The organism is Corynebacterium frankenforstense DSM 45800, assembly GCF_001941485.1.
GTDB classification, from domain to species: Bacteria; Actinomycetota; Actinomycetes; order Mycobacteriales; family Mycobacteriaceae; genus Corynebacterium; species Corynebacterium frankenforstense.
The window spans coordinates 1,896,941-1,923,698 of the sequence record NZ_CP009247.1 but is presented as its reverse complement, the minus strand read 5'-3'; the positions used below and the strand labels follow the sequence as shown (position 1 = coordinate 1,923,698).

Below are 26,758 nucleotides of genomic sequence, written 5' to 3'. Positions count from 1 at the left end.
CGAAGTCCCTAGGCCCGGGTCGGGTCGTCCAGGTGGAACTTCTCGGCGGCGTCGGCGGCCACGCGCACGTCGATCTCGCCCTCGCGGGCCAGGCCGGCGAGCACGGCGACGACCACGCTGGGCGCGTCCGTGTTGAAGAAGCGGCGCGCGGCCGGGCGGGTGTCGGAGAAGCCGAAGCCGTCGGTGCCCAGCACCGTGTAGTCGCCCGGCACGAAGGCGCGGATCTGCTCCTGCAGGTCCGTGGCGAAGTCGGAGACCGCCACGTACGGGCCGGCCGCCTTCTTCAGCTGGCTGGTGGCGAAGGGCTCCGGGGCCTTCTCCGCCGGGTGCTGCAGGGCGTGCTTGTTGATGCGCGCGCCCTCGCGGGCCAGCTCGACCCAGGAGGTCACCGAGAAGATGTTGGCGCGCACCGAGTACTCGGCGGCCAGGATCTTCTGCGCCTCCAGGGCGGCCTGCATGCCGATGCCGGAGGCCAGGATGGAGGCCTCGTGCTCGGCGCCGTCCGCGCCCTCGATCCCGGAGCCGTCCGAGTAGCGGTAGATGCCGCGGTGCAGGCCCTCGACGTCGAGGTCCTCCGGCTCGGCCGGCTGGTGGGTCGGCTCGTTGTAGATCGTCAGGTAGTAGATGACGTTCTCGCCGCCGTCCGGGCCGTACATGCGGTCGATGCCGCGGTGGACCAGGTGGGCGATCTCGAAGGCGAAGGCCGGGTCGTAGGAGACCACGGCCGGGTTGGTCGAGGCCAGGACCTGCGAGTGGCCGTCCATGTGCTGCAGGCCCTCGCCGGTCAGCGTGGTGCGCCCGGCCGTGGCGCCCAGCAGGAAGCCGCGCGCCATCTGGTCGCCCGCCGCCCAGATCGAGTCACCGGTGCGCTGGAACCCGAACATCGAGTAGAAGATGTAGATCGGGATCATCGCCAGGCCCTCGGTGGCGTAGCTGGTGCCCGCGGCGATGAAGCTGGCCACGGAGCCGGCCTCGCTGATGCCCTCGTGCAGGATCTGGCCGTCGGTGGCCTCGCGGTAGGACAGCATCAGGTCGTGGTCGACCGGCACGTAGTTCTGGCCGTGCGGGTTGTAGATCTTCAGCGTCGGGAACCAGGAGTCCATGCCGAAGGTGCGCGCCTCGTCCGGGATGATCGGCACCAGGCGCTCCTTGAGCGTCTTGTCGCGCATCAGGTCCTTGAAGGTGCGCACGGTGGCCATGGTGGTGGCCACCTCCTGCTTGCCGGAGCCCTTGCGCGCGCTCTTGAGCTTGTCCAACGGCGGGACCTCGAGCGGCTCGTACTCGGTGCGGCGCTCGGGCAGGTAGCCGCCGAGCTCCTTGCGGCGCTCCTTCATGTAGCGGATGACCTCGTCGTCCTCGCCGGGGTGGAAGTACGGCGGCAGGGTCGGGTCCTTCTCCAGGTCCGAGTCGGAGATCGGGATGTCCTGCTTGTCTCGGAAGAGCTTGAGGTCGTCGAGGGTCAGCTTCTTCATCTGGTGGGTCGCGTTGCGGCCCTCGAAGTTGTGGCCCAGCCCGTAGCCCTTGATGGTGTGGGCGAGGATGACCGTCGGGCGGTCCTTGGTCTCCATCGCGCGCTTGTAGGCGGCGTAGATCTTGCGGTAGTCGTGGCCGCCGCGGCGCAGCGCCCAGATCTCCTCGTCGGTCATGTCCTCGACCAGCTTGAGGGTGCGCGGGTCGCGGCCGAAGAAGTGCTCGCGCACGTAGGCGCCGTCGTTGGCCTTGAAGGTCTGGTAGTCGCCGTCCGGGGTGGAGTTCATGATCTCCACCAGGGCGCCTTCCTTGTCCTTGTCCAGCAGCTCGTCCCACTCGCGGCCCCAGATCACCTTGATCACGGACCAGCCGGCGCCGCGGAAGAAGCTCTCCAGCTCCTGGATGATCTGCGTGTTGCCGCGCACCGGGCCGTCGAGGCGCTGCAGGTTGCAATTGACCACGAAGGTCAGGTTGTCCAGGTTGTTCAGCGCGGCCTGGTGGATGGCGCCGCGGGACTCGGGCTCGTCCATCTCGCCGTCGCCGAGGAAGGCCCACACGTGCTGCTGCGAGGTGTCCCTCAGCCCGCGGTTGTGCAGGTAGCGGTTGAAGCGCGCCTGGTAGATGGCGTCCAGCGGGCCCAGGCCCATGGACACGGTGGGGAATTCCCAGAAGCCCGGCATGCCGTGCGGGTGCGGGTAGCTGGGCAGTCCGCCCTGGGGCCGGGAGACCTCCTGGCGGAAGCCGTCGAGGTCGTCCTCGGTCAGGCGGCCCTCGAGGAAGGCGCGGGCGTACATGCCCGGGGAGGCGTGGCCCTGGAAGAAGACCTGGTCGCCGCCGCCGGGGTGGTCCTTGCCGCGGAAGAAGTGGTTGAAGCCGACCTCGTAGAGGGGGGCGGCGCCGGCGTAGGTGGAGATGTGGCCGCCGACCCCGATCTCGGGGCGCTGGGCGCGGTGCACCATGATCGCGGCGTTCCAGCGGATCCAGCGGCGGTAGCGCTTCTCCACCTCCTCGTCGCCGGGGAACTCGGGCTCGGAGGTGGTGGGGATGGTGTTGACGAAGTCGGTCGACAGCATCGGCGGCAGCGGCACGCGCTTGGCCGAGGCACGCTCGAGCAGGCGCAGCATGAGGAAGCGCGCACGTTCGGGGGTGGCGTGCTCGAGCAGACCGTCGAGCGAGTCCATCCACTCGCGGGTCTCCTCCGGGTCGGAGTCGCTGAGGTAGGAGGCGACGCCGTCGCGGATGATGGCGAAGTTGGTGTCGTCGGCGCGTGAGCCGCCGAGGGGGCTGTCGGCCATGGGTTTTCCTCTTTCGGGTTTGGTACAACCTATTCGCCCCGAGCCTAGCGATTCCTCGCGCGCGGGCGCGGGAGCGAGCTCCGGGGGTGATGCGGGTGGGGCGCACCGGGCGTGTGGTGTTGCGGACTCTGCCGATCGGGGGTTCAGCCTGTATCCTGCGAGAAAAGACATTCCGCCCGCGCCCCGGCACGTCCGCGGTGTGGGCTCAACCACAAAGGAAGGATCTTCAACGGTGGCCGACGAGTACGCCCGCCAGCTCGACATCACCCGCGGGCAGGTCGTGCAGGAGGTGGGCTGGGACGAGGACGCCGACAGCTCCATCTCAGAGTCAATCGAGAGTGTTCTGGGGGAGAACCTGCTCGAGGACGACACCGACGAGATCTGCGACGTGGTGTTGATGTGGTTCCGGGACGAGGACGGCGACCTGGTCGACGGCCTGGTCGACGCCGTGCGTCCGCTCGACGAGTCCGGCCGCGTCTGGCTGATGACCCCGGCGACCGGGCGTCCCGGCGCGATCGAGACCGGCGTGATCGCCGAGTCCGCGCAGCTGGCCGGCCTGGTCCAGACCGCCTCGGAGCGCCTCGGCGACTGGCAGGGCTCCTGCCTCGTCCAGCGCGGCTCGACCCGCAAGTAGGGCGGGAGGGGCCCGTGTTAATCTCGACGGGTCCTTTCAGGCGCCCCTAGCTCAGTTGGGAGAGCACTCGGTTTACACCCGAGCGGTCGGCGGTTCGAGTCCGTCGGGGCGCACCAGTTGAACGCCTAGAACCGTTCCTCGTCGCGGCGGGCGAACTTCGCGTAGTCGTCGTGGCGCGCCCCGCCGTAGCGGTCCGCCACGCTGCGCGAGTGCTCGTGCGTCTTCGTGTCGGCCGGCGGCTCCGAGAGATCGTCGTCGTCCCAGAGCATGTCGTTGAAGCGCGCGCGTGCCCCGCGCCGCGTCCGCTTGCCGACGTCGCGCCCCTCGCCGTCGCCGCCGTCCGCACCGTCGGCGTCCGGGCCTGCGCCTGCGGCGCCGGCCATCTCGGACTCCTCGTCGTCGACGCGGCGGCGTTCCTTGAGCTCGGCCCAGATGAAGTAGCCCAGGCCGGCCGGGGCCATGATGCCGAAGGCGATCCACTGCAGTCCGTAGGACAGGTGCGAGCCGCGGTCCAGCTTCGGGATCGGCATCGGATTGAGCACGCCGGGCTGGTCCTCGTCGGACAGTTGCACGAAGTCCCGGCCCAGTTCCACGTCGGTGGCCTGCGAGATCTGGCCGGTGTCGATGCCGTAGACCTGCAGGTGGCCCTCCCCCTCCATCGGCGCGCGGTCCGGGGTGGCCTCGTTGCGCCGGGCCACGGCGGTGACGGTCACCTCGCCGTCGGGGGCGGCGGAGAAGTCGGGGACCTCGGCGCCGCGGGCCTGCTGCCAGCCGCGGTTGACCAGCACGAGGCGGCCGTCGTCCATCTGCAGCGGGGTGAGCACCTGGACGGAGGGGGTGCCCTCCACCGGGCGCATGCGCAGCACGGTCTCGGCGTCGGGCACGTAGTGCCCGGTCACCGTCACACGGCGCCATTCGTCGTCCTCGGCGACGGCGCCGTCGGCGTCGAAAATCTCGTCGTAGGGCACCGGGTCGGTGTGGAAGGCGGTCTCGATGCGCTCGTTGCGCTCGCCGATCGCCTCGTTCTTGCCCAGCTGCCAGGGCGCCAGGAAGGTGAAGGCGAAGTAGGAGAAGGCGATGATGAGCACGGCGGCGAGGAACCACCCGGGCTTGAGGAAGGCCGAGAGGGCGGAGCCGCGGCGGCGTCCCCGCGGCGTCTTTCGGTCACTCGTCGTGCTGCTCACGGTCCCCGAGCCTACCCGGGGTACGCGCCCGCCCCGATTCCGAGGCGGCTCAGTCGTCGAGGCGGGCGCGGGCCCAGTCGAGGATGCCGGGCACGGCCGCGGTGATCTCGTCGTAGGTGACGGTGAAGCCCTCGGGCCCGCCGTAGTAGGGGTCGTCGACGGACGCGTTCTCGTCCGCGGCGGGGTCGAAGGAACGCAGCAGGCGGATCTTCGACGGTTCCGCGCCGCGGGCCTTGAGCTCGGCTCGGTGGTTGGCGGCCAGGGCGACGATGAGGTCGGCCTCCGCGTCCGCCGGGCCGAACTGGTGGGCCCGGAAGTCCTCCGAGTCGTGTCCGTGGGCGGCCAGCTCGGCGCGGGCGCGGTCGTCGGCGTGCTGGCCGATGTGCCAGCCGCCGATGCCGCAGGAGTCGACGCGCACGCGGTCCGCGAGCCCGGCCTCGGCGAGGGCGTCGCGGGTGATGATCTCCGCCATGGGGGAGCGGCAGATGTTGCCGGTGCACACGAAGGAGATGTGCAGGGGCTTCTCATCGGGTGTGGTCATGGACGATCCTCTCCAGGTCAGCGGGGTCGGCGGCGACGGCGTTGGCGTGGGCGCGCTCGGCGTCGGTGCCGTAGCCCCAGGCCACGGCCACCGAGTCGATGCCGAAGGCGCGCGCGCCGTCGAAGTCGTGGATGCGGTCGCCGATCATCAGCGCCGGCGGGTTCGGGCCCTCGAGCCCGAGGTTGGCCAGGGTGTGCTCGAGCACGGCGGTCTTGGTGCGCCGCGGCCCGTCCTCCTGGGCGGCGCCGAGGAAGTCGATGTGGTCGAGCAGGCCGAAGTGCTCCAGGGTGATGCGGGCGAAATGCTCGCCCTTGGAGGTCGCGGTGGCCAGCACCAGGCCCTCCTCGTGCCAGCCGGCCAGCAGCTCCGCGACGCCGGGGAAAGGGCTGGCCTCAAGCCACCCGCCGCCGGCGGCGTAGTCGAGGTAGGCCTTCAGGCCCGCGGGCACCTGCTCTGCGGGCACCCCGGCGGCGGCCAGCGTCTCCTCCATCGGGGGACCGGCGATGCCGGCGAGGAAGGCCTCGTCCGGGTGCGGGTGGCCCAGGGTGTCCAGGGCGTGCAGGAGACCGGCGCGCACCCCGGGGAAGGTGTCGACCAGGGTGCCGTCGAGGTCCAGCAGCAGATGGCTCACGCGTCTCACGGGTCTCCAGCATGGCAGAAACCCCACGGCGGCGTCGTTCGGGGCGGTCGCGGGGCACCGCTAGACTGGCCACGGAATCCGGAGGGCCGCCCGGAACGGACGGGCCGGCCGAGGACACAGACAGGGAGGACGCAGACCATGGCGACCACGGCAACCGTCGAGACGATCCGCGCGGTCCTCGACGAGGCCTACCCGCCCCGGCTCGCCGAGAGCTGGGACCGGGTCGGCCTGATCTGCGGCGACCCCGGGGCGAAGGTGGACAAGGTCGCCTTCGCCCTCGAGTGCACCCAGGAGGTCGCCGAGCGTGCGGTGGCCATCGGCGCGGACATGCTGGTGGTCCACCACCCGCTGCTGCTGCGCGGGACGAGCACCGTCGCCGCCGACACCCCCAAGGGCAAGGTGCTGCACACCCTCATCCGCGGCGGGGTCGCGCTCTTCGCCGCCCACACCAACGCCGACTCCGCCCGCCCCGGCGTCAACGACCGCCTCGCCGAGCTGCTCGGGGTCCACCCCGGCGCGCCGATCGTCGCGGCCGAGGACGCCGGCGGCGCGGCCCTGCTCGACCACTGGGGCGTGCACGTGCCGCCGGCGGACCTGAAGAAGGTCACCGACGCGCTCTTCGCCGCCGGTGCCGGCGAGGTCGGCGACTACTCCCACTGCGCCTTCGCCGTCGAGGGCACCGGGCAGTTCCGCCCCGAGCAGGGCGCCGACCCGACCGAGGGCGAAGTCGGCGAGCTCCACTCCGCGGAGGAGACCCGCGTGGTCTTCACCGCGCCGCGGGCGCGCAGGCGTCAGCTGATCACCGCGCTGCGCGCCGCGCACCCCTACGAGGAGCCGGCCTTCGACATCGTGGAGATGGCCCCGACCGGCGACCCGGAGAAGCTGCCCGGCCTGGGCCGCGTCGGCGAGCTCGACCGGCCGATGCCGCTCAAGGAGTTCGTCCAGCGCGTGGCCGACCGCCTGCCCGAGACCGTCTGGGGCGTGCGCGCCGCCGGCGACCCCGAGCGGATCGTGCGTCGGGTCGCCGTCTCCTCGGGCGCCGGCGACAGCTTCCTCGACGCCGTGCGCGGGCTCGACGTGGACGTCTACGTCACCTCGGACCTGCGCCACCACCCCGTCGACGAGTACCTGCGCGCCGGGGGCCCGGCCGTGGTGGACACCGCCCACTGGGCCAGCGAGTTCCCCTGGACCGGCCAGGCCGCCGAGCTGATCGCCGGGCGCACCGGGGTGGCCACCGAGATCATCGGCCTGCGCACCGACCCCTGGACGCTGTCGGCGCACCCGGCAAACCCGGAAGCCTAGGCCCGGGCCCGCGCCGGACTGGACCGGCAGGTAACCCAAGTAATTCCAAGTATCCGAGAAACCCACAACCCGCAGAAAAGGACCACACTGACCGTGAAACTCGACCCCGCCGCCCAGCAGCGTCTGCTCCAGCTGGCCGATCTCGAGCGCCGCATCGCCGCCGGCGGCGACGCCCCGCAGCAGACCGAGGAGGACAAGGAGCTGGCCAAGCTCACCGAGCGCCGCAACCGCGCCCAGCGCTCCGCCGCCTCGGCCAAGCTGGCCGTCACCGACATGGAGGCGGAGATCCTGCGCATCCAGGAGGACGAGCGCCGCCTGCGCGCCCGGGAGCGTGACGACAAGCGGCAGCTGACCGCCGAGACCGACAAGGAGAAGCGCCGCGACCTCGAGCACGACCGCTACGCGGCCAAGTCGCGCATCGCGGACCTGATGGGCGAGCTCATGGAGTGCCACAACGAGGTCCACGCCCTGCGCGGCAACTACGACCGCCAGGTCCAGGACCTTCAGGAGCTGGAGAAGAAGGTCGCCGAGGCCGAGGCCGCCGCCGGCGCCGCCCCCGCCCCGGAGGACCCCTCGGCCCGCGTCGACGAGCTGCGCGAGGGCCTCGACGCCGAGGTGCTGGCCGCCTACGACTCGCGGCGCGCCGAGAACAACGTCGGGGTGGCCCGCTTCAACGGCCGCTCCTGCTCCGGCTGCTACATGGTGCTGCCCGCCGCCGACCGCTCGCGCATCGCCGCCGCGCCGGCCGATGAGCTCCCCGAGTGCCCGAACTGCGGCACCTACCTCGTGCGGGGCGTCGCCTGATGGCCGCGGACCTGCTGCGGGTCCAGGCCGACGGCGGCTCCCGGGGCAACCCCGGCGTGGCCGGCTGCGGCTCGATCGTCTCCGACCCCGCCACCGGTGCGGTGCTGCGCCGCATCGCCTGGGTGGTGGGCAAGAAGGCCAGCAACAACGTCGCCGAGTACCAGGGCCTGATCAACGGGCTTTCCGCCGCCGCCGAGCTGGGCGCACGGGCCGTCGAGGTGCGCATGGACTCCAAGCTCGTCGTCGAGCAGATGTCCGGGCGTTGGAAGATCAAGCACCCCGACATGAAGAAGCTCGCCATGGAGGCGAACCGCATCGCCGCCGGCTTCGACTCGGTCAGCTACACCTGGGTGCCGCGCAAGGAGAACGCCGAGGCCGACGAGCTGGCCAACAAGGCCATGGACGCCGCCAAGGCCGGCCACGCCGTCGGCGAGATCGCCGCGGAGTCCACCGGCGGGGCCGGGGCGGGGGAGCAGCCCGCGCCGGAGGGGGCCCCCAGCGGACCCGAGCGCTGGCGCGCGCCGGGCGGGACGACCACCCGCCTGATCCTGCTGCGCCACGGCCAGACCGCCTACTCGGCGGCCGGCTACTACTCCGGGCACGCCAACCCGGCCCTGACCGAGACCGGCCGCAGGCAGGCCGCCGCGGCCGCCGAGCTCATCCGCGCCCGCGGCGGGATCGACGCCGTCGTCTGCTCGCCGCTCGAGCGGGCCCGCGAGACCGCCCAGTTCTGCGCCGACGCCCTCTCGCTCGAGGTGGACGTCGACGAGGGCCTCATCGAGGTCGACTTCGGTGACTTCGAGGGCCTGACCTTCACCCAGGCCCACGAGCGCGCGGGCGAGGTCCACACCGACTGGCTGGCCGACCCCACGATCGCCCCGCCCAACGGCGAGTCGCTGGCCGACCTGCACAAGCGCGTCTCGCGCTGGCTCGACGGCGTGCTCGAGAAGTACGCCGGGCAGACCGTGCTCGCGGTCTCGCACGTCAACCCGATCAAGTCCGTGCTGGCCAACGCGCTCGGCGGCGACGCGCACACCTTCGGCCACGTCTTCCTGGACCTCGCCGGGGTCTCGGTGGTCGAGTTCACCGACGGCGCCGGAACGGTGCGCGCCGTCAACGTCACCGGCGGCCTGCCGCGGTGAGTGGCGCGCGGCGTCGGAAATTGACGACGTCGCGTCGCGCCGACGTCGCGCGCAACCGCCCCCGGGTGCGGCGCGCGGCGTCGGAAATTGAAGAAGAAGTGGGGCGAATGAGCCGGCCGGTAAGCCGGATTCTGTCGTCCCCCGCCTGACGGCGGGGGCCGCGGGAACCATCCATCTGGGTCGACCGTCGCCGGCCGCCTCAAGCAGCTACCTGCGGACTCGGGCGAGCAGCCCTCGAACGTCCGCTCCCGGCCCACCCGAAGGTGGGACCTCGGTGCCTTGCTCCCGGTGGGGTTTACCTGGCCGGGCCAGTCACCTGACCCGCCGGTGCGCTCTTACCGCACCCTTTCACCCTTACCGCGCCGGCGAACCGACGCGGCGGTCTGCTCTCTGTTGCACTGTGCCCTCGGGTCACCCCGGGTTGCCGTTAGCAACCACCGTGCTCTGCGGAGTCCGGACTTTCCTCGACGTGTGCGCCTGACCGGTGAAACCGGCCGGTTCGCTGCGCCGCGGCTCCCGTGGGCCGACTCATTCGCGGTGAACCAGAGTACCCCCGCACCCGGCCGCGGACCGCATCCGGGGCTCGGGGGCGCGACGGCACAGGTGAGGCGGGCCTTCCCGCGAAGGGTTTGCGGTCATTGTGCAAACCCTTTACCATTGCGCCGTACGCCGGTTTGCGCTCATTGTGCAAACCCCTCCATCGGCTGCAAGAGGCGGCCGTGGGGGAGGGCAGGACCGGGTAACCGACTTTTCCGAGAAGGACACGCATGTCGAAATTCCTCTACAAGGTGGGCCGCACGGCCTACCGACTGAAATGGCCGTTCCTGGCCGTGTGGCTGATACTCCTGGTCGCCGTGGCCGGGCTGGCCGGAGCCTTCGCCAAGACACCGTCGGACAGCTTCAACATCCCGGGCCTGCAGGCCGTCGAGACCCAGGAGAAGATGCAGGAGTACTTCCCCGAGGCCGGCGACGCGATCAACGAGCCCACCGGCTCGGTCGTCATCAAGGCCGAGGACGGAACCCTCGCCGACCCCGAGAACTCCCGGGCCGTCGACGCGCTGATCGAGGATCTGCGCGACACCGGTGCCCTGCACGAGACCGAGGACCAGCCGATGGTCAACCCGGTCATGGCCGACGCGGGCATGCGTCAGCAGATGACGCAGCAGCTGTCCGCCCAGGGCGTGCCCGAGCCCAAGATCGAGAAGGACATCGCCGCGGTCAGCCCGTTGAGCCCGGACAAGACCACCGGCACCATCCGGGTGGCCTTCGACGCGGAGTCCTCGATGGACATCCCCTCCGACGAGCTGCACAGCGTCATGGACGTGCTCAACGAGCACAACGGCCAGGACGGCCTCGAGGTCTCCTACAACGGCAACGCCTTCAACGGCGAGCGTGAGCTCGACATGACCTCGGAGCTGATCGGTCTGGCCGTGGCGGCCCTGGTCCTCCTGGTCACCTTCGGCTCCATGGTCGCCGCCGGCATGCCGCTGGTCACCGCCGTGGTCGGCGTGGCCCTCGGCGTGCTGGGCGTGCGCCTGTGCACCGCCTTCTCGACCGACATCAACGAGATGACTCCGACGCTGGCCTCCATGATCGGCCTGGCCGTCGGCATCGACTACGCGCTGTTCATCACCTCGCGCTTCCGCAACGAACTGATCGCCGCGGCCGGCGCCTACGACACCGACCCCAAGGGCGTGGCGAAACTGCTGCGTGGGCTGAGCAGGGACCAGCGCGCGCACGCGATGGGTGTGGCCACCGGCACCGCGGGCACCTCCGTCGTCTTCGCCGGCACCACCGTGCTCATCGCCCTGGCGGCGCTGTCCATCATCAACATCCCGTTCCTGACGGCGATGGCCCTGGCCGCCGCCGCGACCGTCGCCATCGCCGTGCTGGTCGCCGTGACCTTCCTGCCCGCCCTGCTGGGGCTCATGGGCACCCGTGCCTTCGCCGGTCGAGTGCCCGGGCCGAAGGTCCCGGACCCCGAGGACGAGAAGCCGACCATGGGTCTGCTGTGGGTGCGCAAGGTCCGCGCCCACCCGTGGCTGGCGCTCGGTGCCGGCGTGATCGTGCTCGGCCTCCTGGCCATCCCGGCGGCCAACATGCGCCTGGCGATGCCTACCGACGGCTCGGCGACGCTGGGCTCGCCGCAGCGCACCGCCTACGAGACCACGTCCGACGCCTTCGGCGACGGCCGCAACGCCCCGATGATCGCGCTGGTCGAGGCGCCGGAGGACGAGGGCGCGGACGCGGATGCCACCCAGAAGAACATGGCCGTCTACGGACAGGCCGTCGAGGACTTCTCCCGGATCGACGGCGTGGAGAACGCCCAGATCGTCGGCGTCTCCGAGAAGGGCGATGCCGCCCAGGTGCTGATCACGCCGACCGGTGGCGCCACCGACGAGGAGACCTCGCAGACTCTGGTGGACCTGCGCGCCCACGAGGCGGACTTCCACGGGGAGACCGGTGCCAGCTACGGCATCACCGGCGCCACCCCGATCTTCGACGACATGTCCGAGCGCCTCGCCGACGTGCTCATCCCCTACATCGCCATCGTGCTGGTGCTCGCCTTCCTGGTGCTCATGCTCGTCTTCCGCTCGATCTGGGTGCCGCTGATCGCCGCGCTCGGCTTCGGGCTGTCGGTGGCCGCGACCTTCGGCGTGACCGTGGCTCTCTTCCAGGAGGGCTGGGGCGGCATCGTCGAGGACCCGCAGCCGCTGCTGAGCTTCCTGCCGATCATGCTCATCGGGCTGGTCTTCGGCCTGGCGATGGACTACGAGGTCTTCCTGGTCACCCGCATGCGCGAGGGCTACCACCGCGGCAAGACCGCCGGCAACGTCACCGCCAACGGCTTCAAGCACGGCGCCCGCGTGGTCACGGCCGCCGCACTGATCATGACCAGCGTGTTCGCGGCCTTCGCCCTGCAGGACATGCCTTTCATCAAGACCATGGGCTTCGCTCTGGCGGCGGCCATCGTCTTCGACGCCTTCGTGGTGCGCATGATGATCATCCCCGCCACGATGTTCCTCCTCGGCGACCGAGCGTGGTGGCTGCCCAAGTGGATCGACCGCATCCTGCCCAACATCGACATCGAGGGCGAGGGGCTCAAGGACCTCGAGCCGCCGGTGGCGGCCTCCGAGGACGCTGCCGGGGCGGGCGAGGGCAAGCCCGGCGACGGTGGCAGCACCGCGGTCTCGGCCGGGGACGGGGGCACCGGCCAGCGCTGACGTTGTTACGCCCGCGTAGTATTGATGGTCACGTAAAACGGGCCCGGAGACGGGCCGGAGGAGGAGAACCGGCATGGCCGGACTGTGGGAGACCAAGAAAGCCGCGACGCGCGCCGCGATCATCGAATCGGCCGCACGCATCCTGTTCGAGCGCGGCACCGAGGCCCTGACCGTCGCGGCCATCGCAGAGGAGGCCGGCGTCTCGCCGCGCACCTTCCACAACTACTTCTCCTCCCGAGAGGACGCGCTCCTCGAGTACGTCGTCGGCCAGGTCACGCTGCTCATCGACGAGCTGCGCGGCGCCCCGAAGGATCAGCCACTGCTGGCGGCCCTGGAGGAGGCGACCGTCTGCGGGCTGACCGCCCGCGAGGGTGAGCCGGGGCCGCTGTCCGCGATCGTGCGCGTCAGCGAGGTGCTCAACTTCTCGCTGCCGGAGGATGCGCGCGTGCGTGTCCGCGAGCAGGTCGAACAGCCGCTGCTGGCCCTGGTCGCTGAGCGCGACCCGGAGCTGCCGGAGCTCGAGGCCCGCGTGCTCATCGGCGCCGCCGGTGCCGCCGCCGGCGCGGCGGCCCACACCTACACCGACCTGATCGAGGCCGGGAAACCGGCGGACCCCAAGCAGCTGGTGCGCCGCGCCTTCGCGATGCTCGGCTCGATCCCGGTGTAGGAAGGCCCGCCCGGCCCGGACACACCGGCGCCCGGTGTCACCTCCGCGTGGAGTGGCACCGGGCGCTCTCGTCTGTGCCGGCTACCTACTTCTCGGCGGCGTCATCCTCGAGCGCCGCCGGTGATCCGGAGCCCAGCTCGACGACGAGCGGGGAGCCCGTGGCGGCCCCGGTGAGCTTCGCGGCGAATTCCTCGACGCTCAGCGCGGACTCGCCCTCGGCGGGGAGCACCGCCAGGGCGGCCTCGTCGGTGGCCAGGCAGCAGACACGGGCCACACGTGCCCCGGCCGAGCGGGCGGCCGCCGAGACCCGGCCCGGCTCCGGGGCGGCCGAGTAACGCGAGGCCTGGTCCAGGTCGGACTCGGCGAGCAGCTCCAGGGCGTCGTCGACGTGCCGGGAGCGCAGGGCCGCGCCCAGGCGCAGGGCGCGGGCGGTCTCGCGCTCCCAGAAGCCCAGCCACTCGCGGGCCTCGTCGGTCTCCGGGGTGCCCTCGGTGCCGTGCACCTCGTGGACGGCGTCGAGCCAGTCGGCGGTGCGCGCGTTCGCGTCCGGCAGCCGGCGCAGCGAGTCGGTGCCGAAGGCGTGCGTGGCGTGGTCCAGGAAGCGGCGACGCGCCCGCACCACGGGAACGCCCTTGCCGCGGCGGGCGGGCGCGCCCGCCTGGTCGGCGACGACGACCGCGGTCAGCCCGCGGCTGAAGGGGGAGACCACCGGTGCGGCCGAACCGTCCGAGTAGTCGATGACCGTCAGGGAGTCGGCACGCCCGCGCAGCGCGACGGTGTGCCGGGCCCGCATGGCAGGAACCTCGGAGAACGTCGCCACACCCTGGGTGCAGGCCTCGGCCAGCTTCGCGCGGCCGGGCACGTCGTCGACGGCCTGCGCGTCGAGCGAGTGCAGCGTGAGGGCGAGCGCGACGTCGGCCGCCGAGAGCGCGCCGAGTCCGGCGTCGGCCGGGATGTCGGAGCAGACGGTGACGTCCAGCCCGGAGGTCTCGCGGGGGATCTGCTGGCGGTGCAGCAGGGTCCAGGCGACCCCGCCGAAGCGCACCGCGATGCCGCCGGAGGGAGCCGGCGGCTCGATCTCGCGGCCCTCCTCGTCGATCTCCGGCTCCTGCTCGGCGGCGAGCTTGTCCAGGGTCTCGAAGTCGGTGGCGTCGGTGACGGTGCCCTCCGGGCCGGTGTACTCCACGGTGACCTTGCCGTCACTGCGCGGGCTGACGGCCAGGCCGGCGCGCAGGACGGAGGTGGCGAAGACGACCGCGCCGCCGTAGTAGTCGGCGGCCTCGCCGAGCACCGGGAAGGTCCCCGGCGCCGAGGCGGTCGCCCGCGGGGCGGAGCCGGTGCGCGCGGTGTGGCGGCGGGCGGCCTCGGCGGCGAGCTCGGCGCCGCGCGGGTCGGTGCTGGTGAAGTCAGGTTCGTGGGACATCTACGGGGGAAGCCTCCGGGAACGGCGGTGGGGGTCGGGCCGTCCATGAGGCGGCGCCGGACCGGGACGGGTCCACTCTAACCGCGGGTAGGCTGGCGGCGGATCAACCCCGACGGAAAGGATCAGCCATGGCCGCCCAGGACGACAAGTTCTACTTCGATCCCGCCACCGGCGAGGTCACCCAGGGCAAGACCGGTTCCTGGGAGAACCGGATGGGCCCCTACGACACCGAGGCCGAGGCCCGTGAGGCCCTCAAGACCGCCGCCGAGCGCAACGAGGAGTTCGACGAGCAGGACAAGGCCTGGGAGGGCGAGGAGGACTGACGCGGAAACGCCGGCGCGCATCACGGGGGAGCGGGCGCGCCGGCGTCGGGGACCAGTCGGCTGAGCGTCAGCCGGCGATCGACTTCTTGAAGCGGCGGTAGGCCTTGCGGGTCTTGTCGCGGCGGGCGTCGGCCTGCTCGGCGACCTCGCCGAAGCGCTGCATCTCCGCCTGGTAGAGCACCCCGTAGCCGAAGGTGTCCACGCCCCGGCGGGCCGCCTGGCGGGCGCGGCGGTGGATGACCGCCGCGGTGTCGTCGGCCACGGCCGCCTGGCCGAGCACGGCGACCAGCTTGCCGGCCTGCTCCTCGAGCCGGCTGCCGCGGTAGGGGGTCAGGCGGCGGGCCAGCGTGGCCGCGGTCTGCAGCGTCTGGGTGGCCACGAGCATCTCGCCGAAGAGCTGCGCGAGCTCACGGTGCGTGCCCGCCGGGTCGTCGATGGTGTCCAGCGCGTCGCGGCGCAGGTTGCGGAACTCGATGTAGGCGCGCTTGATCTCGCGGACGATGATCGCCGTGGCCTTGATCCGCTCGGCGCGCTCGGGGGTCGGCGGGGCGGAGAGCACCTCGTCGAGGTCGTCGAGCACGGCCAGGTAGTCCTCCGACTCCAGGGCCGCGACGACGCGACCGCGCGAGCGGGTCAGCCGCGAGCGCGTCGCCTGGGTCAGCCTGCCCGGGGCGTCGTCGCCGACCAGGCCGGTCTGGTCCTCGTCGAGGAGCAGGCGCATGCGCTTGTCCACCTCGTGGGCGCGGTCGGCGTCCTCGAGCACGCGTGCCAGCGCCGCCAGACGTGCGGCGTCGTGCAGCAGGTGGTCCAGGCGCTCGTCGCCGGCCTCGGAGTTGACGAAGAGATCGGCGAACAGGCTGATCAGGCTGCGGATCTCGCGGGTGGCGGTCAGCATGTCACGCATCGCCGAGGCCCGGCCGGTGCGCGCGCCGGGATCGGCGGCCAGGAGACGGCCGCGGGCCTCGACGAGGGCGGTGAGGATGCCCGCGAAGGGGTCGTCCTCGGCGTTCGGGCTCTCGAACTCGGTCGGCCGCGGCGGCACCGGCGCGGTCTTCATGGTGGAGCCGAGGGCGCGCACCAGCTTCGACGGCGAGTCGGAGACGCGCGCGCCCACGCTGGCGAAGACCTCGGTGCCGGACTCGAGCACGCCGCGGCCCACGGCGGTGCCCGCCGTCTCCGAGGTCAGCTCGAGGTCCCACTCGCGCCAGGAGGTCGTCTCCCCGCCCTCGAGGAGCGCCTCGGCGTCGACGCGGTCGTCGCAGAAGTGGGCCACGGGGTGGCCGTCGGGGCCCAGGAGCACGGACTCGCGGCGGTGGTTGTCCACCTCGGCGACCGGGACCAGCGGCTGGGCGCGCACGATCGCGCGCACCCGCTGGACCAGCGAGTCCGGCACGGTCTCACCGTCGGGCGACTCGTCGAGCGCGGCGCCGATCTCCATGCGGCCCTCGCGGCCGGGCAGCTTGAGGTGCCAGCCGTCGTCGTGGCCGCCGGTGCGCCGGCGCAGGGTGATCTTCTCGCGGGCCAGGCGCAGGTCCGGGGTGTCGAAGTAGAGCGCCTTGAGGAAGTACTCGTCGGTGTCGCCGACGAGGTCGATCTCCGCGATGCGGGTCAGATCCGGCACCTCGGTCGCGGCCGGGGCCGCATAGGTCTGTTCGATCTCCAGGAAGGTGCTCACCTCAGCACCCACCACCTTTCCCGTCTCATGCGTGCGTCTGAATCTGAGTTCTCCGCCTCCGATGTTAGCGGCCCGGCGGCCCGCCGGCCCCGCCGCGCTCAGGCCGCCCGCGTGGACCCCGCCCCGGAGCCGGGGACGTCGTCCGGGACACCGCCGGGCAGCGCGTGCGGTCCGTGCACCCCGGCGGAGTCGCCGCCGAGCCGGCTGCGCTCGGCCGCCCGCCAGCCGTCGAGGTAGCCGGCGGAGTCCCGCGCGGACAGCGACATCGTCGACGTCTGCGGGAAGGCCTCGGTGCAGGCGTCCTCGGCGCGCCGGGCCCGGTCGGCGAGCACCGGCAGGGCGGCGGCGGTGTCGCGTCCGTCCACGGTGGCCTCCACGGTCACCTGCTTCTCGGCCTCGGCCAGCAGCTCGCCGATGTGGCGGGCGTAGGAGACCTGGAAGGAGCGTCGGTAGGCGGAGGTGGCCCGCCGGGCCGCGGCCGCCCGCGCGCCCGGGCCGGTGGTCATGAAGTGGGCGCGCTGCCGGTTGAGGCTGGCGAAGAGGTCGACGACGTGGTCGAGGTCGTCCGGGGCCCCGAAGACGGCGACGATGCCGCAGCGGTGCACCAGCACACACCGGCAGGAGCTCGCGGCGGCGACGTTGACCAGCAGCAGGAACTGGTGGCGCACCCAGGGCGAGTCCAGGTAGACCCGCGCCTCGGCGACCGCGGGGCCGTCCCCGCCGGAGCCGCCCGACCCGCCGGCACCACCGGAACCGCCGGCGTCGATCGAGTCGATCAGGTGGCGCCGGCGCAGCCGGTGGGCCGCGGCCGTCAGCGACTCGGCCTCGGCCGGGTAGTTCGTCGAGGCCGCCTTGTCCAGCAGGGCGCGCACCCGCCGGGCGATCTTCTCGGCGGCCGGGGAGAGTCGCCCGCCCGAGGGGGCGGTCGGCGCCGCGCCCAGGTGGACCTGGGTGCGCGTCAGCGCCAGGCGCAGGTCCTCTAGCGCGGGAACGCTCAGCTTCGGCTCGGCGACCGGTTCGACCTCGCGCAGCCACAGCTCGCGCATCGGCCAGGGCACCTCGACGCCGAGGTTGCCCGCGGCGACGAAGCAGAGGTGACCGACCTGGGGCCCGCACAGGTGGCGCAGGTCGCCGGGGCGCCAGCCGCGCGCCGCCGCGTCGCGCACCGCGTCCAGGCAGTCCTCCCACAGCCGCCAGCGGTAGCGGTCCGCCTCGTCGAAGAGGCCGGAACCGCCCAGGGGATCGAAGGGGTCGAAGGGGGAGGAGTCGAAAGAATCAGAGAAGGAGTCGAAGAAACCGGTGGGGTCGAAGTCGGCGGTGTGGTCCGTGTCGTCCGTGTGCATTTCTGCCTCGCTCGGGTGTTCGGTGGAATGTGCGGACAAGCCTCATTGAACTGCACGGGCGTGACATGCCACCCCCATGTGTTCGAACGGTGACGGGAACGCGTCGCGCACGCAGGCGCGACGTCGTCAAGCGGCCACCCCCGCGCACCGGGGGCCAGTAGGGTGGGGGACATGGACAGCCAACAGGAATTCGTGCTGCGCAAGGTCGAGGAACGCGACGTCCGGTTCATCCGGTTGTGGTTCACCGACATCCAGGGCTACCTGAAGTCGGTGATGATGTCGCCGTCCGAGCTCGAGGGCGCCTTCGAGGAGGGCGTGGGCTTCGACGGCTCCTCGGTCGAGGGCTTCGCGCGCCTCTCCGAGGCCGACACGATCCTGCGTCCGGACCCCTCGACCTTCCAGCTGATGCCCTTCGACCGGGACCAGCCGGAGATCCGGGCGGCGCGGATGTTCTGCGACATCTCCATGCCGGACGGCCAGCCCTCGCTCTCGGACCCGCGCCAGGTGCTGCGCCGCCAGGTGCAGTCCGCCGCGGCCGACGGCTTCGACTGCATGATCTCCCCGGAGATCGAGTTCTTCCTGCTCAAGCTCCCCGAGGGCCGCCTCGACCAGGCGCTGCCCACCGACAACGGCGGCTACTTCGACCAGGCCAGCCAGAACGAGGTGCCCAAGTTCCGCCGCGAGGCGATGGTGGCGCTCGAGTCGATGGGCATCGCCACCGAGTTCTCCCACCACGAGACCGCGCCCGGCCAGCAGGAGATCGACCTGCGCCACGCGGACGCGCTGACCATGGCGGACAACATCATGACCTTCCGCTACGTGGTCAAGCAGGTCGCCACCGCCAACGGGGTGCGCGCCAGCTTCATGCCCAAGCCCTTCAAGGCGTTCGCGGGCTCGGCGATGCACTCGCACATGTCCCTCTTCGAGGGTGAGGCCAACGCCTTCCACGACCCGGACGACGAGTTCTCGCTGTCGGTGACGGCCAAGCAGTTCATCGCCGGCATCCTGCGCCACGCCCCGGAGATCTCCGCGGTGACCAACCAGTGGGTCAACTCCTACAAGCGCATCATGTTCGGCAACGAGGCGCCCACGGCCGCGACCTGGGGTGTCTCCAACCGCTCCGCGCTGGTGCGCGTGCCCACCTACCGGCTGACCAAGGAGGAGTCGCGCCGGGTCGAGGTGCGCAGCATCGACGCCGGCTGCAACCCCTACCTGACCTACGCGGTGCTGCTCGGCGCGGGCCTGAAGGGCATCCGCGAGGAGTACGAGCTCGAGGACCCGGCGGAGGACAACATCTCGCTGCTCTCCCGCCGCGAGCGCCGCGCGATGGGCTACGTCGACCTGCCGCGCTCCCTGGACCACGCGCTGAAGAAGTTCGAGTCCAGCGAGCTGATGGCCGAGATCCTCGGCGAGCACGTCTACGAGTACTTCCTGCGCGCCAAGTGGGACGAGTGGCACCGCTACCAGGAGCAGATCACCTCCTGGGAGCTGTCCCGCCTGCTGGACTACTGAGGGAGGTCTTCGCGCAGATGGCGACCGAACGCGCCCGCACCCCGCGCGCCGCCGTGCTCGGGCTGACCGGCCCGCACGCGACCGAGGACCTCGCCGACCTCGGCTGGGACGACGGCGCCCACAACGACCTGCTCTGGGCGATGGCCGGCTGCGGCGACCCCGACCTCGCGCTCAACACCACCGTGCGCCTCGTCGCCGCGATTGCCGACGCCGCGGGTGACGCCGATGCGGCCCCTCCCGCGGGCGTGGACAGCGCCGGCGCCGCCGGCGCCCGTGAACTGACTGAGGCCCTCGCCGCCGACGAGGCCCTGCGCGTGCGCTTTTTCGCGCTGCTCGGCGGCTCGGCCGCGCTCGGCGACCACCTGGTGGCCCACGCCGCGCGCTGGCGCGAGCTGCTCGGTGAGCTGCCCGACCGCGCCGAGATGCTGCGCTCCATGCTCACCGCGGTCGACGCCCGCCCGGCCGAGTTCGCCGAGCCCGCCGCCGACGGGCGCGGGGACCCGGCCGCGGAGAGCCTGGAGACCGCCGGTACCTACCGCGCCGGGCTGACCGGACCGGAGGCCGGCCGCGCGCTCAAGGTGGCCTACCGCGACCTGCTCACCCGCGTGGCGGCCCACGACCTTGCCGGAACCTACCCGACCACCAAGCGCCACCCCGGCGGTCCCACCCTGCCGTTCACCACCGTGACCGGCCTGCTCAGCGACCTCGCCGACGCGGCGCTCACGGCCGCCCTCGCCGTGGCGGTGGCGAGCGTCTTCAAGGACGCCCCGCTCGACGGGCGCCTGGCGGTGATCGCCATGGGCAAGTGCGGCGCGCGCGAGCTGAACTACATCTCGGATGTCGACGTCGTCTTCGTCGTCGACGAGGTCACCCCGAAGCTGACCCGCCTGGCCGGCGAGTTCGCCCGCATCGGCTCGAAGTGCTTCTTCGACGTCGACGCCAACCTGCGTCCCGAGGGCCGCTCCGGCGCGCTGGTGCGCACGCTCGACTCGCACGTGACCTACTACAGGCGCTGGGCGGAGACCTGGGAGTTCCAGGCGCTGCTGAAGAACCGCCCGCAGACCGGCTACCTGCCGCTCGGCGAGGACTACCACGAGCAGCTCGCCCCGATGATCTGGGCGGCCAGCCAGCGCGACGACTTCGTCGACGACGTCCAGGCCATGCGCTCCCGCGTCCTCGAGTCGGTGCCCGCCGACCTGAAGGACCGCGAGCTCAAGCTCGGCCGCGGGGGCCTGCGCGACGTCGAGTTCGCGATCCAGCTGCTGCAGATGGTCCACGGCCGTTCCGACGAGTCGCTGCGCACCACCGCCACCGTCGACGCGCTCGGCGAGCTGGTCCGCGGCGGCTACGTCGGCCGCGAGGACGGCCACGACCTGCGCGACGCCTACGTCTTCATCCGCACCCTCGAGCACCGCCTGCAGCTGCACCGGCTGCGGCGCACCCACACCCTGCCGGAGCCCGGCGACCAGGACGCCTGGATCTGGCTGGCGCGTACGGCCGGCTTCGCCCCGGACGCCGACGGCGACTCCGCCGACCACCTCTCCCACGAGCTGCGGCGGGTGCGCCGGCTCGTCTCTGAGCTGCACTCGCGCCTGTTCTACCGCCCGCTGCTCAAGAGCGTGGTCACGCTAACCGTCGACGCGCTCAAGCTCTCCCCGGACGCGGCGAAGCTGCAGCTGGGCGCGCTGGGCTACAAGTTCCCGGGCCGCGCCTTCGAGCATCTACAGGCCCTGGCCGCCGGCTCCACGCGCAAGGCGAAGATCCAGGCGCTGCTGCTGCCGACCCTGATGGACTGGCTGGGCGACACCGCGGACCCGGACTCCGGCCTGCTCAACTACCGCAAGCTCTCCGAGGCCGCCTACACCCGCCGCTGGTTCCTGCGGCTCCTGCGCGACGAGGGCGTCGTCGGCCAGCGCCTCATGCACATCCTGGGCACCTCCCAGTTCACCGCGGACCTGATCATCGCCAACCCGGACATCGTGCGCATGCTCGGCGACGGGGCCGCGGGCCCGAAGCTGACCGACACCTCGAGCGAGACCGTCGCCCGCTCCCTGGTCGCCGCCTCCAAGCGGCACGCCGACCCGGACCGCGCCATCGGGGTCGCCCGGTCGCTGCGGCGCACCGAGCTGGCCCGCATCGCCGCGGCCGACCTGCTCGGCTTCCTCGACGTCCCCGAGGTGTGCCGGGCGCTCTCCGCGATCTGGGAGGCGGTGCTCGACGCCGCCATCCGCGCCGAGGTGCGCGCCCGGCTGGCCGCCGACGGGGCCGAGGAGCCGCCGGCGCGCATCGCCGTGATCAGCATGGGCCGCCTCGGCGGCGCGGAGCTGGGCTACGGCTCGGACGCCGACGTCCTCTTCGTCGCCGAGCCCGCCGCGGGTGTCGACGACGCCGAGGCCGTCAAGTGGGCCGTGGAGGTCTGCGACTCGATGCGCGCCCGGCTGGCCAGACCCTCCCAGGACCCGCCGCTGGACGTCGACCTGGGCCTGCGCCCGGAGGGGCGCAGCGGCCCCACGGTGCGCACGGTGGAGAGCTACCGGCGCTACTACACGCAGTGGGGCGAGGTCTGGGAGACCGTCGCACTGCTGCGCGCGGCCCCGGTGGCCGGCGACCCCGAGGTCGCCCGCGCCTTCCTCGAGGTCATCGACCCGGTGCGCTACCCCGAGGGCGGGGCCTCGCAGGCCACCCTGCGCGAGGTGCGCCGGATGAAGGCCCGCATCGACGACGAGCGCCTGCCCCGCGGCGCGGACCGCAGCACCCACACCAAGCTGGGTCGCGGCGGACTGACCGACGTGGAGTGGACCGTCCAGCTGCTCATCCTCGAGCACGCGCACGAGTGCCCGCGGCTGCACAACACCTCCACCCTGGAGTGCCTCGAGGTGCTCAAGGAGGAGGAGATCCTCGACGCCGCCGACGCCGACCGGCTGCGCGACGCCTGGATCGCGGCGACGCACGCGCGCAACGCCCTGGTGCTCGCCCGCGGCAAGCGCATCGACCAGCTGCCCCAGCCGGGCCCGCAGCTGGTGGCCGTCGCCGCGGCCGCCGGTTGGGCGCCCAACGAGTACCAGCAGTTCCTCGAGGACTACCTGAGGCGCACCCGCCGGGCGCGCAAGGTGGTCGACCGCGTCTTCTGGGGTGAGGACACCCTCGAGCCCTAGCGCGGCCGCCTGGAGCGGGGCGCCTCCGGGGCGGGGTGGGGGAGGACCCTGATCTTTCCCCGGTCGTCCGCTCACCGGCTGCCGGGGACTCCGGGCGCGGATACGCTCGGGTGCATGAGCCTCTCTTTGACCGTGGACCTGAACACCGCGACCCTCGCCGACCTCGAGGCGCTGGTCGCCGCCGCCCGAACCGCCGGGGTCTCCACCGGAGCCTCGGTGACCCTCGACGGCGACTCCCAGACGCTGACCGTCGTCGCCGACCAGCCCACCTCGGCCACCGGCTCCGCGCGCCACGCGGAGCGCCCGGGTGACGGGGAGAACTCCCGCGAGTTCCCGACGCTGACCGCGGACAACATCGGCGGCGTGGGCGAGGCCGCCGTGCGCAGCGTCATCGACATCCTCACCGGCCGCCAGGAGCCCCCGCGCCGCTGAAGTGCGGAAGTAGATTACCGCCTAGTCGTCGGACTGCTCGATGAAGCGGACCTCGCGGCCGGTGCCACCGGCCGGGGCGGCCGGGGTGCGGCGCGAGACCGCGATGCGCGATCCGAGCATGCCGATCACGCCGATGACCATGATGACCAGGAGCGCGATCCAGCCAACCTGGAAGTCGGCCCAGGTGTAGTCCTGGTGCCCGCCCGCGGAGTGGTCGAGCAGGAAGCCCATCGCCTCGGCGGCGACCATCGTGGCGACGAAGCCGCCCATGTTGCCCAGGCCGGTGCCGGTGGCGACCGCCTCACGCGGCATGCGCTCGCGGACGTAGTCGAAGCCGAAGTTGGACACCGGGGTGGTCGCGCCGAGCATGACGTTCATCAGGATCGCCGCGGTGAACCCGCGCGGGGCGTCGGAGGAGAACAGGTAGATCCAGAAGGCGAAGCTGACGGCCACCGCGATGAACACGGCGATGTCGCGGCGTGCACCCATACGGGCGGAGACCATGCCGTGGAACGGGCCCGCCAGGATGATCACGATCGTGTTGACCGTCAGGGCGGTACCGGCCTGGGCGCCGGAGAGGCCCATGCCCAGGGTCATCAGCGGCACACCCCACAGCAGGGTGAAGGTGGCCTGCGGGACCATCGAGGTGAAGTGGATGAAGAAGGCCTGCCAGCACACCGAGCTGGTGATCACGGCCTTGATCCGGGTCCGCAGCGAGGGGCCGTGGGCCTTGGTGCCGTCGGCGTCCTTCGGGCCGTGGGCGTCCTCGACCGGGTCGGGGCTGTCCGAGACGGCGACGGCCGCGGCCAGGCCGACCAGGACGGTGACCGAGCCCAGGGAGACGAAGGAGACGACCCAGCCGTCGCCGACCAGCAGCGCGAGGAAGGGCACGGCGGAGACGAACTGGCCCAGCTGGCCGAGGCCGGCGGAAAGCTGCGCGAACACGGGGGCGTGGCGCATCGGGAACCAGTAGGGCAGCAGGCGCATGACCGAGAGGAACGCCGTCGCGTCGCCGCCGCCGATGAGCACGCGGGCGATGATGGCCACCCAGTAGTTGGCCGTGACGCCCAGCAGCACCTGGCCCAGGCCCATGATCAGGGCGCCGGCGATGAGCAGGCGGCGCGGCCCGAACCGGTCGATCAACAGCCCGGTCGGGATCTGGGCGGCCGCGTAGACACCGACCTGAACGGCGGTGAAGACGGCGATGCGTGAGGCGTCGACCTCGAAGCGGTCGATGGCCTCCACGCCAGCCACACCGAAGGAGGTGCGGCTGGCGATGGCGGCGATGTAGACGGAGACCGCCGCACCCCAGACGATGAGGGCGCGGGCGGTGATCTTCTCTCTGGGGTGTGGACGGGTCCGGTTTTTCGCGGTTGTTTGTTGATCGGTCACGGTTCAATCACACTAGACCTTGACATCAGACGACAGACGCTTGGGGTGGCGGAAACGCTAATTGCCGCGCTCGGCGGGTATAGGTGTACCGAATATATCCCGCAGAGCATGAGTCTGCCGGGGGATCGTCGGGGCCAGACGGGGGAGTGGCGGAGGTTTCGTCCGGAAGTGTCGTGGGGGACGTGTTGTCCTGGTACCTTGTGACCCAAATAACTGCAAGAATATTAATACGTGGTTGCTGAGCGATGGTGCCGTCACGTCGGTGTCGGTTTACCGGAGCGGTGGGTTCGCGCTCACGGCGGCCGCGGGTTCATCCCCGGTGACGGGGAAGAATTCGCTCGACCCTGCTGAAAGGAAGGCCGGAGATGGCCCACTACAACCTCTACGAGTCGATCGGACTGGACCGCCGATGGTCCAGTGATCAGTTGGCGGCGGAGATATCGCGTCGTCTGGGCACGGGGATGGTCGGTAACCCAGGAGGTGCCGACGAGCTGCGGGTGGCGCTCGGCATCGTCGCCGACCCCTCGCGGCGTGCCCGCTACGACGCGATTCTCGACGACCCGGGGCACCCTGATCTGCGGATGGAGGATCTGCGGCGGCTCGCCTTCGGGGAGGCCGGCGGCGAGTCCGCCCCCGGTGTCGGCGGCCAGTCCGCTCCCGGTGGCGGATGGGAGGCGCGCCACCCGCAGGGCGGGGCCGGGCAGCCCCGGCAGCAGTGGTCGCAGCAGCCGCAGCAGCCTGGGGCCACAGACTGGTCAGGTCGCGACCGGTCCTCGTCCGCGGGGGACGCGGCCACGGCGACGGCGGCGAAGCCCCGCAAACGGCGGGCGATGTCCTGGCGCTCGAAGCTCTTGGCCGTCGCCGTGGTCCTGGCGTTGGTGTGCCTGCTCGTCATCGGGCTGATCCTGTGGATCGCCCGAGGCGGTGGCTCCGATGGCGGCAAGCCGGTGAAGATGACGGAGAAGCTGGTCTCTCAGGAGACGGACCGGGACCGCGTCGACTGGATCAACGAGAACTACGACGAGCAGCTCATTGCGGATTGGCGCGGCGAAAAGAACGCCCTGGACGCCGAGGATCTCAATGAAGATTACACCGAATATGTCGGTGACGGATCCGCCGTCGTCGTCGCGGACACGGATATCACGAATCTCACGAATCTCCTTTTCAAGGTCGACGGCGAGTCGTACATGGAGGCCGCCGAAACCGCGACCGGGGTGACCGAAATTCACATGGTCGGAGTGGGCGAGAGCGAAGACGGGGCGCCCGAGGCAATGGTCAGTTTCGGGAAAAAGGACGGCGAATGGTATCTCCTCGACATCGAAAAGGCCGTGGAAGGGCCGCTCTAGGCCGGTGGTGACCGGACACTCATGCGCCGGATTTGTCAGCAATCCCAAATAACCCCCTTTGTCCTTCGAGAGGAATTCCTGAGATGGCCCACTACAACCTCTATGAGTCGATCGGGCTGGACCGCCGGTGGTCCAGTGAGCAGCTCGCGGCGGAGATCTCCCGGCGCCTGAATAGCGGAGAGGCCGGCAACCCCGGCGGTGTCGATGAGCTGCGGGTGGCGCTCGGCATCTTCGCCGACCCGGCGCGGCGTGCGCGCTACGACGCGATTCTCGACGACCCGTCTCAGTCGGACCTGGGTATCAGCGGTCTGCGGCGGCTCGCCGCCGGGGACGCGGTCGGCCAGATCGGCCCCGGGGGCGGGGACGCCGCGCCGGGTCAGCCCGGACAGTCCCGGCAGCCCCGGCAACCGCAGTACGTGGGGCGGCCGTGCGGACAGCAGACTGAGTCTGTGGGGCAGAGCTCCGGTGCGGAGAGCGACAGGCCCCGGGGCGGGCGCAGCGGGTCCTGGCGCACGAAACTCCTGGTCGCCGCCGTGGTCGTCGTGCTGGTCTGTCTGCTTGTCCTGGGGTTGGTCCTGTGGGTCGCGCGAGGCGGCGGCTCGGGCGGCGGCAAGTCGGAGAAGTTGGCGGAGGAGCTGATCGCCCAGGAGACGGACCGCGACCGGGTCGACTGGCTCAGGGAGCACTACGACGAAGAACTGGCGCGCGACATTCAGGGGAAAGTCGCCGTCGTCCCGGACGCCGACGCGGTCAACGATCAGTATGTCGACCTGGCCGGTTCCGGTTCCATCGACATCCTCGGGGTCGAGGATTACGGTCCGTTCCTCAATGTGTCCCTGAACGTCGGGGGTCAGCCGGGGATGGAAGGTTTCGAATCAGAGTACGGGGTCACCGCCTACGACGTGGTGGGGCTGGGGGACGCTTCCACCGGTGAGCTCGAGGTCGTGCTCATCTTTGGGGAGAGGGACGGGGAATGGCGGTTATTCTCCGCGAGTGCGCCCGGGGAAGTCGGCTTCGGCGACGATTCCTCGGGTCTGCTTTTCTGACGGTTTCACGTCCAGGAGACACCCCGTCTTCGTGGGCTGACTGCCGCCGCGCGCTGCGACCGGATACTCGAGGGCTCGGACCAACCTGAGCTTCGCGTCGGCGGCCTCAGTACTTTCGCCCGGGGGTGGCGGTAACCCGGCGAGCGTCTGCATGCGTGGATTGTGACCGCGTGAGCTGTTAACCTGTGGCCCAAATCAAATTCCGCTG

20 protein-coding genes, 1 tRNA gene and 1 other RNA gene are annotated in these 26,758 nt (G+C 71.5%); 13 read left to right on the top strand and 9 right to left on the bottom strand.

Going from position 1 to position 26,758, the window contains the following annotated elements:
* Positions 1-8 precede the first annotated feature (8 nt).
* The gene (gene aceE / locus CFRA_RS08405) at positions 9-2,765 is read right to left on the bottom strand and encodes a pyruvate dehydrogenase (acetyl-transferring), homodimeric type (protein WP_075664281.1); all 2,757 of its coding nucleotides are present in this window, start codon (positions 2,763-2,765) and stop codon (positions 9-11) included.
* Between the two features lie 232 nt (positions 2,766-2,997).
* On the opposite strand from aceE, the gene CFRA_RS11895 reads away from it, so the two are divergent.
* Both CFRA_RS11895 and CFRA_RS08395 read left to right on the top strand, forming a co-directional pair.
* A complete protein-coding gene (locus tag CFRA_RS11895; RefSeq protein WP_245797533.1) occupies positions 2,998-3,399 on the top strand; it encodes a DUF3052 domain-containing protein in 402 nt (133 codons plus the stop codon).
* A gap of 40 nt (positions 3,400-3,439) precedes the next feature.
* A tRNA-Val gene (locus CFRA_RS08395) sits at positions 3,440-3,515 on the top strand.
* 9 nt (positions 3,516-3,524) lie between these two features.
* On the opposite strand, the gene CFRA_RS08390 is transcribed toward CFRA_RS08395, so the two are convergent.
* The 3 genes from CFRA_RS08390 to CFRA_RS08380 are packed head-to-tail and all read right to left on the bottom strand — an operon-like array spanning position 3,525 to position 5,755.
* On the bottom strand, positions 3,525-4,583 hold the full coding sequence (locus CFRA_RS08390; protein WP_083666914.1) for an SURF1 family cytochrome oxidase biogenesis protein: 1,059 nt from the start codon (positions 4,581-4,583) through the stop codon (positions 3,525-3,527).
* A 49-nt stretch (positions 4,584-4,632) separates the two neighbouring features.
* Positions 4,633-5,124: a low molecular weight protein-tyrosine-phosphatase gene (locus CFRA_RS08385; RefSeq protein WP_075664279.1), complete on the bottom strand. Its 492-nt coding sequence runs from the start codon at positions 5,122-5,124 to the stop codon at positions 4,633-4,635.
* A complete protein-coding gene (locus CFRA_RS08380) occupies positions 5,108-5,755 on the bottom strand; it encodes an HAD hydrolase-like protein (protein WP_156887993.1) in 648 nt (215 codons plus the stop codon). The genes CFRA_RS08385 and CFRA_RS08380 overlap by 17 nt, the downstream gene beginning before the upstream one ends.
* A gap of 147 nt (positions 5,756-5,902) precedes the next feature.
* Here CFRA_RS08380 and CFRA_RS08375 point away from each other — a divergent pair, with 147 nt between their 5' ends.
* The 3 genes from CFRA_RS08375 (at position 5,903) to CFRA_RS08365 (ending at position 9,012) form a co-directional block, all read left to right on the top strand.
* Entirely contained in the window at positions 5,903-7,066 is a 1,164-nt protein-coding gene (locus CFRA_RS08375; protein ID WP_075664277.1) for a Nif3-like dinuclear metal center hexameric protein, read from the top strand.
* Positions 7,067-7,159: 93 nt separating this feature from the next.
* Positions 7,160-7,870 carry a zinc ribbon domain-containing protein gene (locus tag CFRA_RS08370; protein ID WP_075664276.1) on the top strand — a complete coding sequence of 237 codons (711 nt, stop codon included), beginning with the start codon at positions 7,160-7,162 and terminating at the stop codon, positions 7,868-7,870.
* Positions 7,870-9,012: a bifunctional RNase H/acid phosphatase gene (locus CFRA_RS08365; RefSeq protein WP_075664275.1), complete on the top strand. Its 1,143-nt coding sequence runs from the start codon at positions 7,870-7,872 to the stop codon at positions 9,010-9,012. The genes CFRA_RS08370 and CFRA_RS08365 overlap by 1 nt, the downstream gene beginning before the upstream one ends.
* A 104-nt stretch (positions 9,013-9,116) precedes the next feature.
* On the opposite strand, the gene rnpB is transcribed toward CFRA_RS08365, so the two are convergent.
* An RNA gene (rnpB, locus tag CFRA_RS08360) (RNase P RNA component class A) lies at positions 9,117-9,543 on the bottom strand.
* A gap of 236 nt (positions 9,544-9,779) precedes the next feature.
* Here rnpB and CFRA_RS08355 point away from each other — a divergent pair.
* Positions 9,780-12,236, top strand: a complete 2,457-nt coding sequence (locus CFRA_RS08355) for an MMPL family transporter (RefSeq protein ID WP_083666913.1) — start codon at positions 9,780-9,782, stop codon at positions 12,234-12,236.
* A gap of 73 nt (positions 12,237-12,309) precedes the next feature.
* Positions 12,310-12,903, top strand: a complete 594-nt coding sequence (locus CFRA_RS08350) for a TetR/AcrR family transcriptional regulator (protein ID WP_075664274.1) — start codon at positions 12,310-12,312, stop codon at positions 12,901-12,903.
* Positions 12,904-12,988: 85 nt separating this feature from the next.
* On the opposite strand, the gene CFRA_RS08345 is transcribed toward CFRA_RS08350, so the two are convergent.
* Positions 12,989-14,326: a hypothetical protein gene (locus CFRA_RS08345; protein ID WP_075664273.1), complete on the bottom strand. Its 1,338-nt coding sequence runs from the start codon at positions 14,324-14,326 to the stop codon at positions 12,989-12,991.
* 128 nt (positions 14,327-14,454) lie between these two features.
* Here CFRA_RS08345 and CFRA_RS08340 point away from each other — a divergent pair, with 128 nt between their 5' ends.
* Positions 14,455-14,649 (top strand): hypothetical protein, encoded by a 195-nt coding sequence (locus CFRA_RS08340; RefSeq protein WP_075664272.1) that lies wholly within the window; start codon positions 14,455-14,457, stop codon positions 14,647-14,649.
* A gap of 67 nt (positions 14,650-14,716) precedes the next feature.
* Here the strand turns inward: CFRA_RS08340 and CFRA_RS08335 are convergent, their stop codons facing one another.
* Together CFRA_RS08335 and CFRA_RS08330 are read right to left on the bottom strand one after the other, a co-directional pair.
* Positions 14,717-16,324, bottom strand: a complete 1,608-nt coding sequence (locus tag CFRA_RS08335; protein WP_075664271.1) for a CHAD domain-containing protein — start codon at positions 16,322-16,324, stop codon at positions 14,717-14,719.
* A 98-nt stretch (positions 16,325-16,422) separates the two neighbouring features.
* On the bottom strand, positions 16,423-17,667 hold the full coding sequence (locus CFRA_RS08330) for a DUF2786 domain-containing protein (protein ID WP_075664270.1): 1,245 nt from the start codon (positions 17,665-17,667) through the stop codon (positions 16,423-16,425).
* A gap of 171 nt (positions 17,668-17,838) precedes the next feature.
* Between CFRA_RS08330 and CFRA_RS08325 the strand changes: the two genes are divergently transcribed.
* From CFRA_RS08325 to CFRA_RS08315, 3 genes are all read left to right on the top strand, one after another.
* Entirely contained in the window at positions 17,839-19,179 is a 1,341-nt protein-coding gene (locus CFRA_RS08325; RefSeq protein WP_075664269.1) for a glutamine synthetase family protein, read from the top strand.
* A 17-nt stretch (positions 19,180-19,196) separates the two neighbouring features.
* A complete protein-coding gene (locus CFRA_RS08320) occupies positions 19,197-22,334 on the top strand; it encodes a bifunctional [glutamine synthetase] adenylyltransferase/[glutamine synthetase]-adenylyl-L-tyrosine phosphorylase (protein ID WP_075664268.1) in 3,138 nt (1,045 codons plus the stop codon).
* A gap of 114 nt (positions 22,335-22,448) precedes the next feature.
* On the top strand, positions 22,449-22,766 hold the full coding sequence (locus CFRA_RS08315; protein ID WP_075664267.1) for a hypothetical protein: 318 nt from the start codon (positions 22,449-22,451) through the stop codon (positions 22,764-22,766).
* A 21-nt stretch (positions 22,767-22,787) separates the two neighbouring features.
* Here CFRA_RS08315 and CFRA_RS08310 read toward each other — a convergent pair whose 3' ends face one another.
* Positions 22,788-24,158, bottom strand: coding sequence for an MFS transporter (locus CFRA_RS08310; protein WP_075664266.1), 1,371 nt, complete (start codon positions 24,156-24,158; stop codon positions 22,788-22,790).
* Between the two features lie 365 nt (positions 24,159-24,523).
* Between CFRA_RS08310 and CFRA_RS08305 the strand changes: the two genes are divergently transcribed.
* The gene (locus CFRA_RS08305; protein ID WP_075664265.1) at positions 24,524-25,504 is read left to right on the top strand and encodes a hypothetical protein; all 981 of its coding nucleotides are present in this window, start codon (positions 24,524-24,526) and stop codon (positions 25,502-25,504) included.
* Between the two features lie 83 nt (positions 25,505-25,587).
* A complete protein-coding gene (locus tag CFRA_RS08300) occupies positions 25,588-26,550 on the top strand; it encodes a hypothetical protein (protein ID WP_075664264.1) in 963 nt (320 codons plus the stop codon).
* Positions 26,551-26,758: the final 208 nt, after the last annotated feature.

Excerpts from the sequence above, each read along its gene's own strand:
- aceE (WP_075664281.1), bottom strand. The coding sequence starts at position 2,765 with ATGGCCGACAGCCCCCTCGGCGGCTCACGCGCCGACGACACCAACTTC.
- CFRA_RS08385 (WP_075664279.1), bottom strand. The coding sequence starts at position 5,124 with ATGACCACACCCGATGAGAAGCCCCTGCACATCTCCTTCGTGTGCACC.
- CFRA_RS08375 (WP_075664277.1), top strand. The coding sequence starts at position 5,903 with ATGGCGACCACGGCAACCGTCGAGACGATCCGCGCGGTCCTCGACGAG.
- CFRA_RS08365 (WP_075664275.1), top strand. The coding sequence starts at position 7,870 with ATGGCCGCGGACCTGCTGCGGGTCCAGGCCGACGGCGGCTCCCGGGGC.
- CFRA_RS08355 (WP_083666913.1), top strand. The coding sequence starts at position 9,780 with ATGTCGAAATTCCTCTACAAGGTGGGCCGCACGGCCTACCGACTGAAA.
- CFRA_RS08350 (WP_075664274.1), top strand. The coding sequence starts at position 12,310 with ATGGCCGGACTGTGGGAGACCAAGAAAGCCGCGACGCGCGCCGCGATC.
- CFRA_RS08345 (WP_075664273.1), bottom strand. The coding sequence starts at position 14,326 with ATGTCCCACGAACCTGACTTCACCAGCACCGACCCGCGCGGCGCCGAG.
- CFRA_RS08340 (WP_075664272.1), top strand. The coding sequence starts at position 14,455 with ATGGCCGCCCAGGACGACAAGTTCTACTTCGATCCCGCCACCGGCGAG.
- CFRA_RS08330 (WP_075664270.1), bottom strand. The coding sequence starts at position 17,667 with ATGCACACGGACGACACGGACCACACCGCCGACTTCGACCCCACCGGT.
- CFRA_RS08325 (WP_075664269.1), top strand. The coding sequence starts at position 17,839 with ATGGACAGCCAACAGGAATTCGTGCTGCGCAAGGTCGAGGAACGCGAC.
- CFRA_RS08320 (WP_075664268.1), top strand. The coding sequence starts at position 19,197 with ATGGCGACCGAACGCGCCCGCACCCCGCGCGCCGCCGTGCTCGGGCTG.
- CFRA_RS08315 (WP_075664267.1), top strand. The coding sequence starts at position 22,449 with ATGAGCCTCTCTTTGACCGTGGACCTGAACACCGCGACCCTCGCCGAC.
- CFRA_RS08305 (WP_075664265.1), top strand. The coding sequence starts at position 24,524 with ATGGCCCACTACAACCTCTACGAGTCGATCGGACTGGACCGCCGATGG.
- CFRA_RS08300 (WP_075664264.1), top strand. The coding sequence starts at position 25,588 with ATGGCCCACTACAACCTCTATGAGTCGATCGGGCTGGACCGCCGGTGG.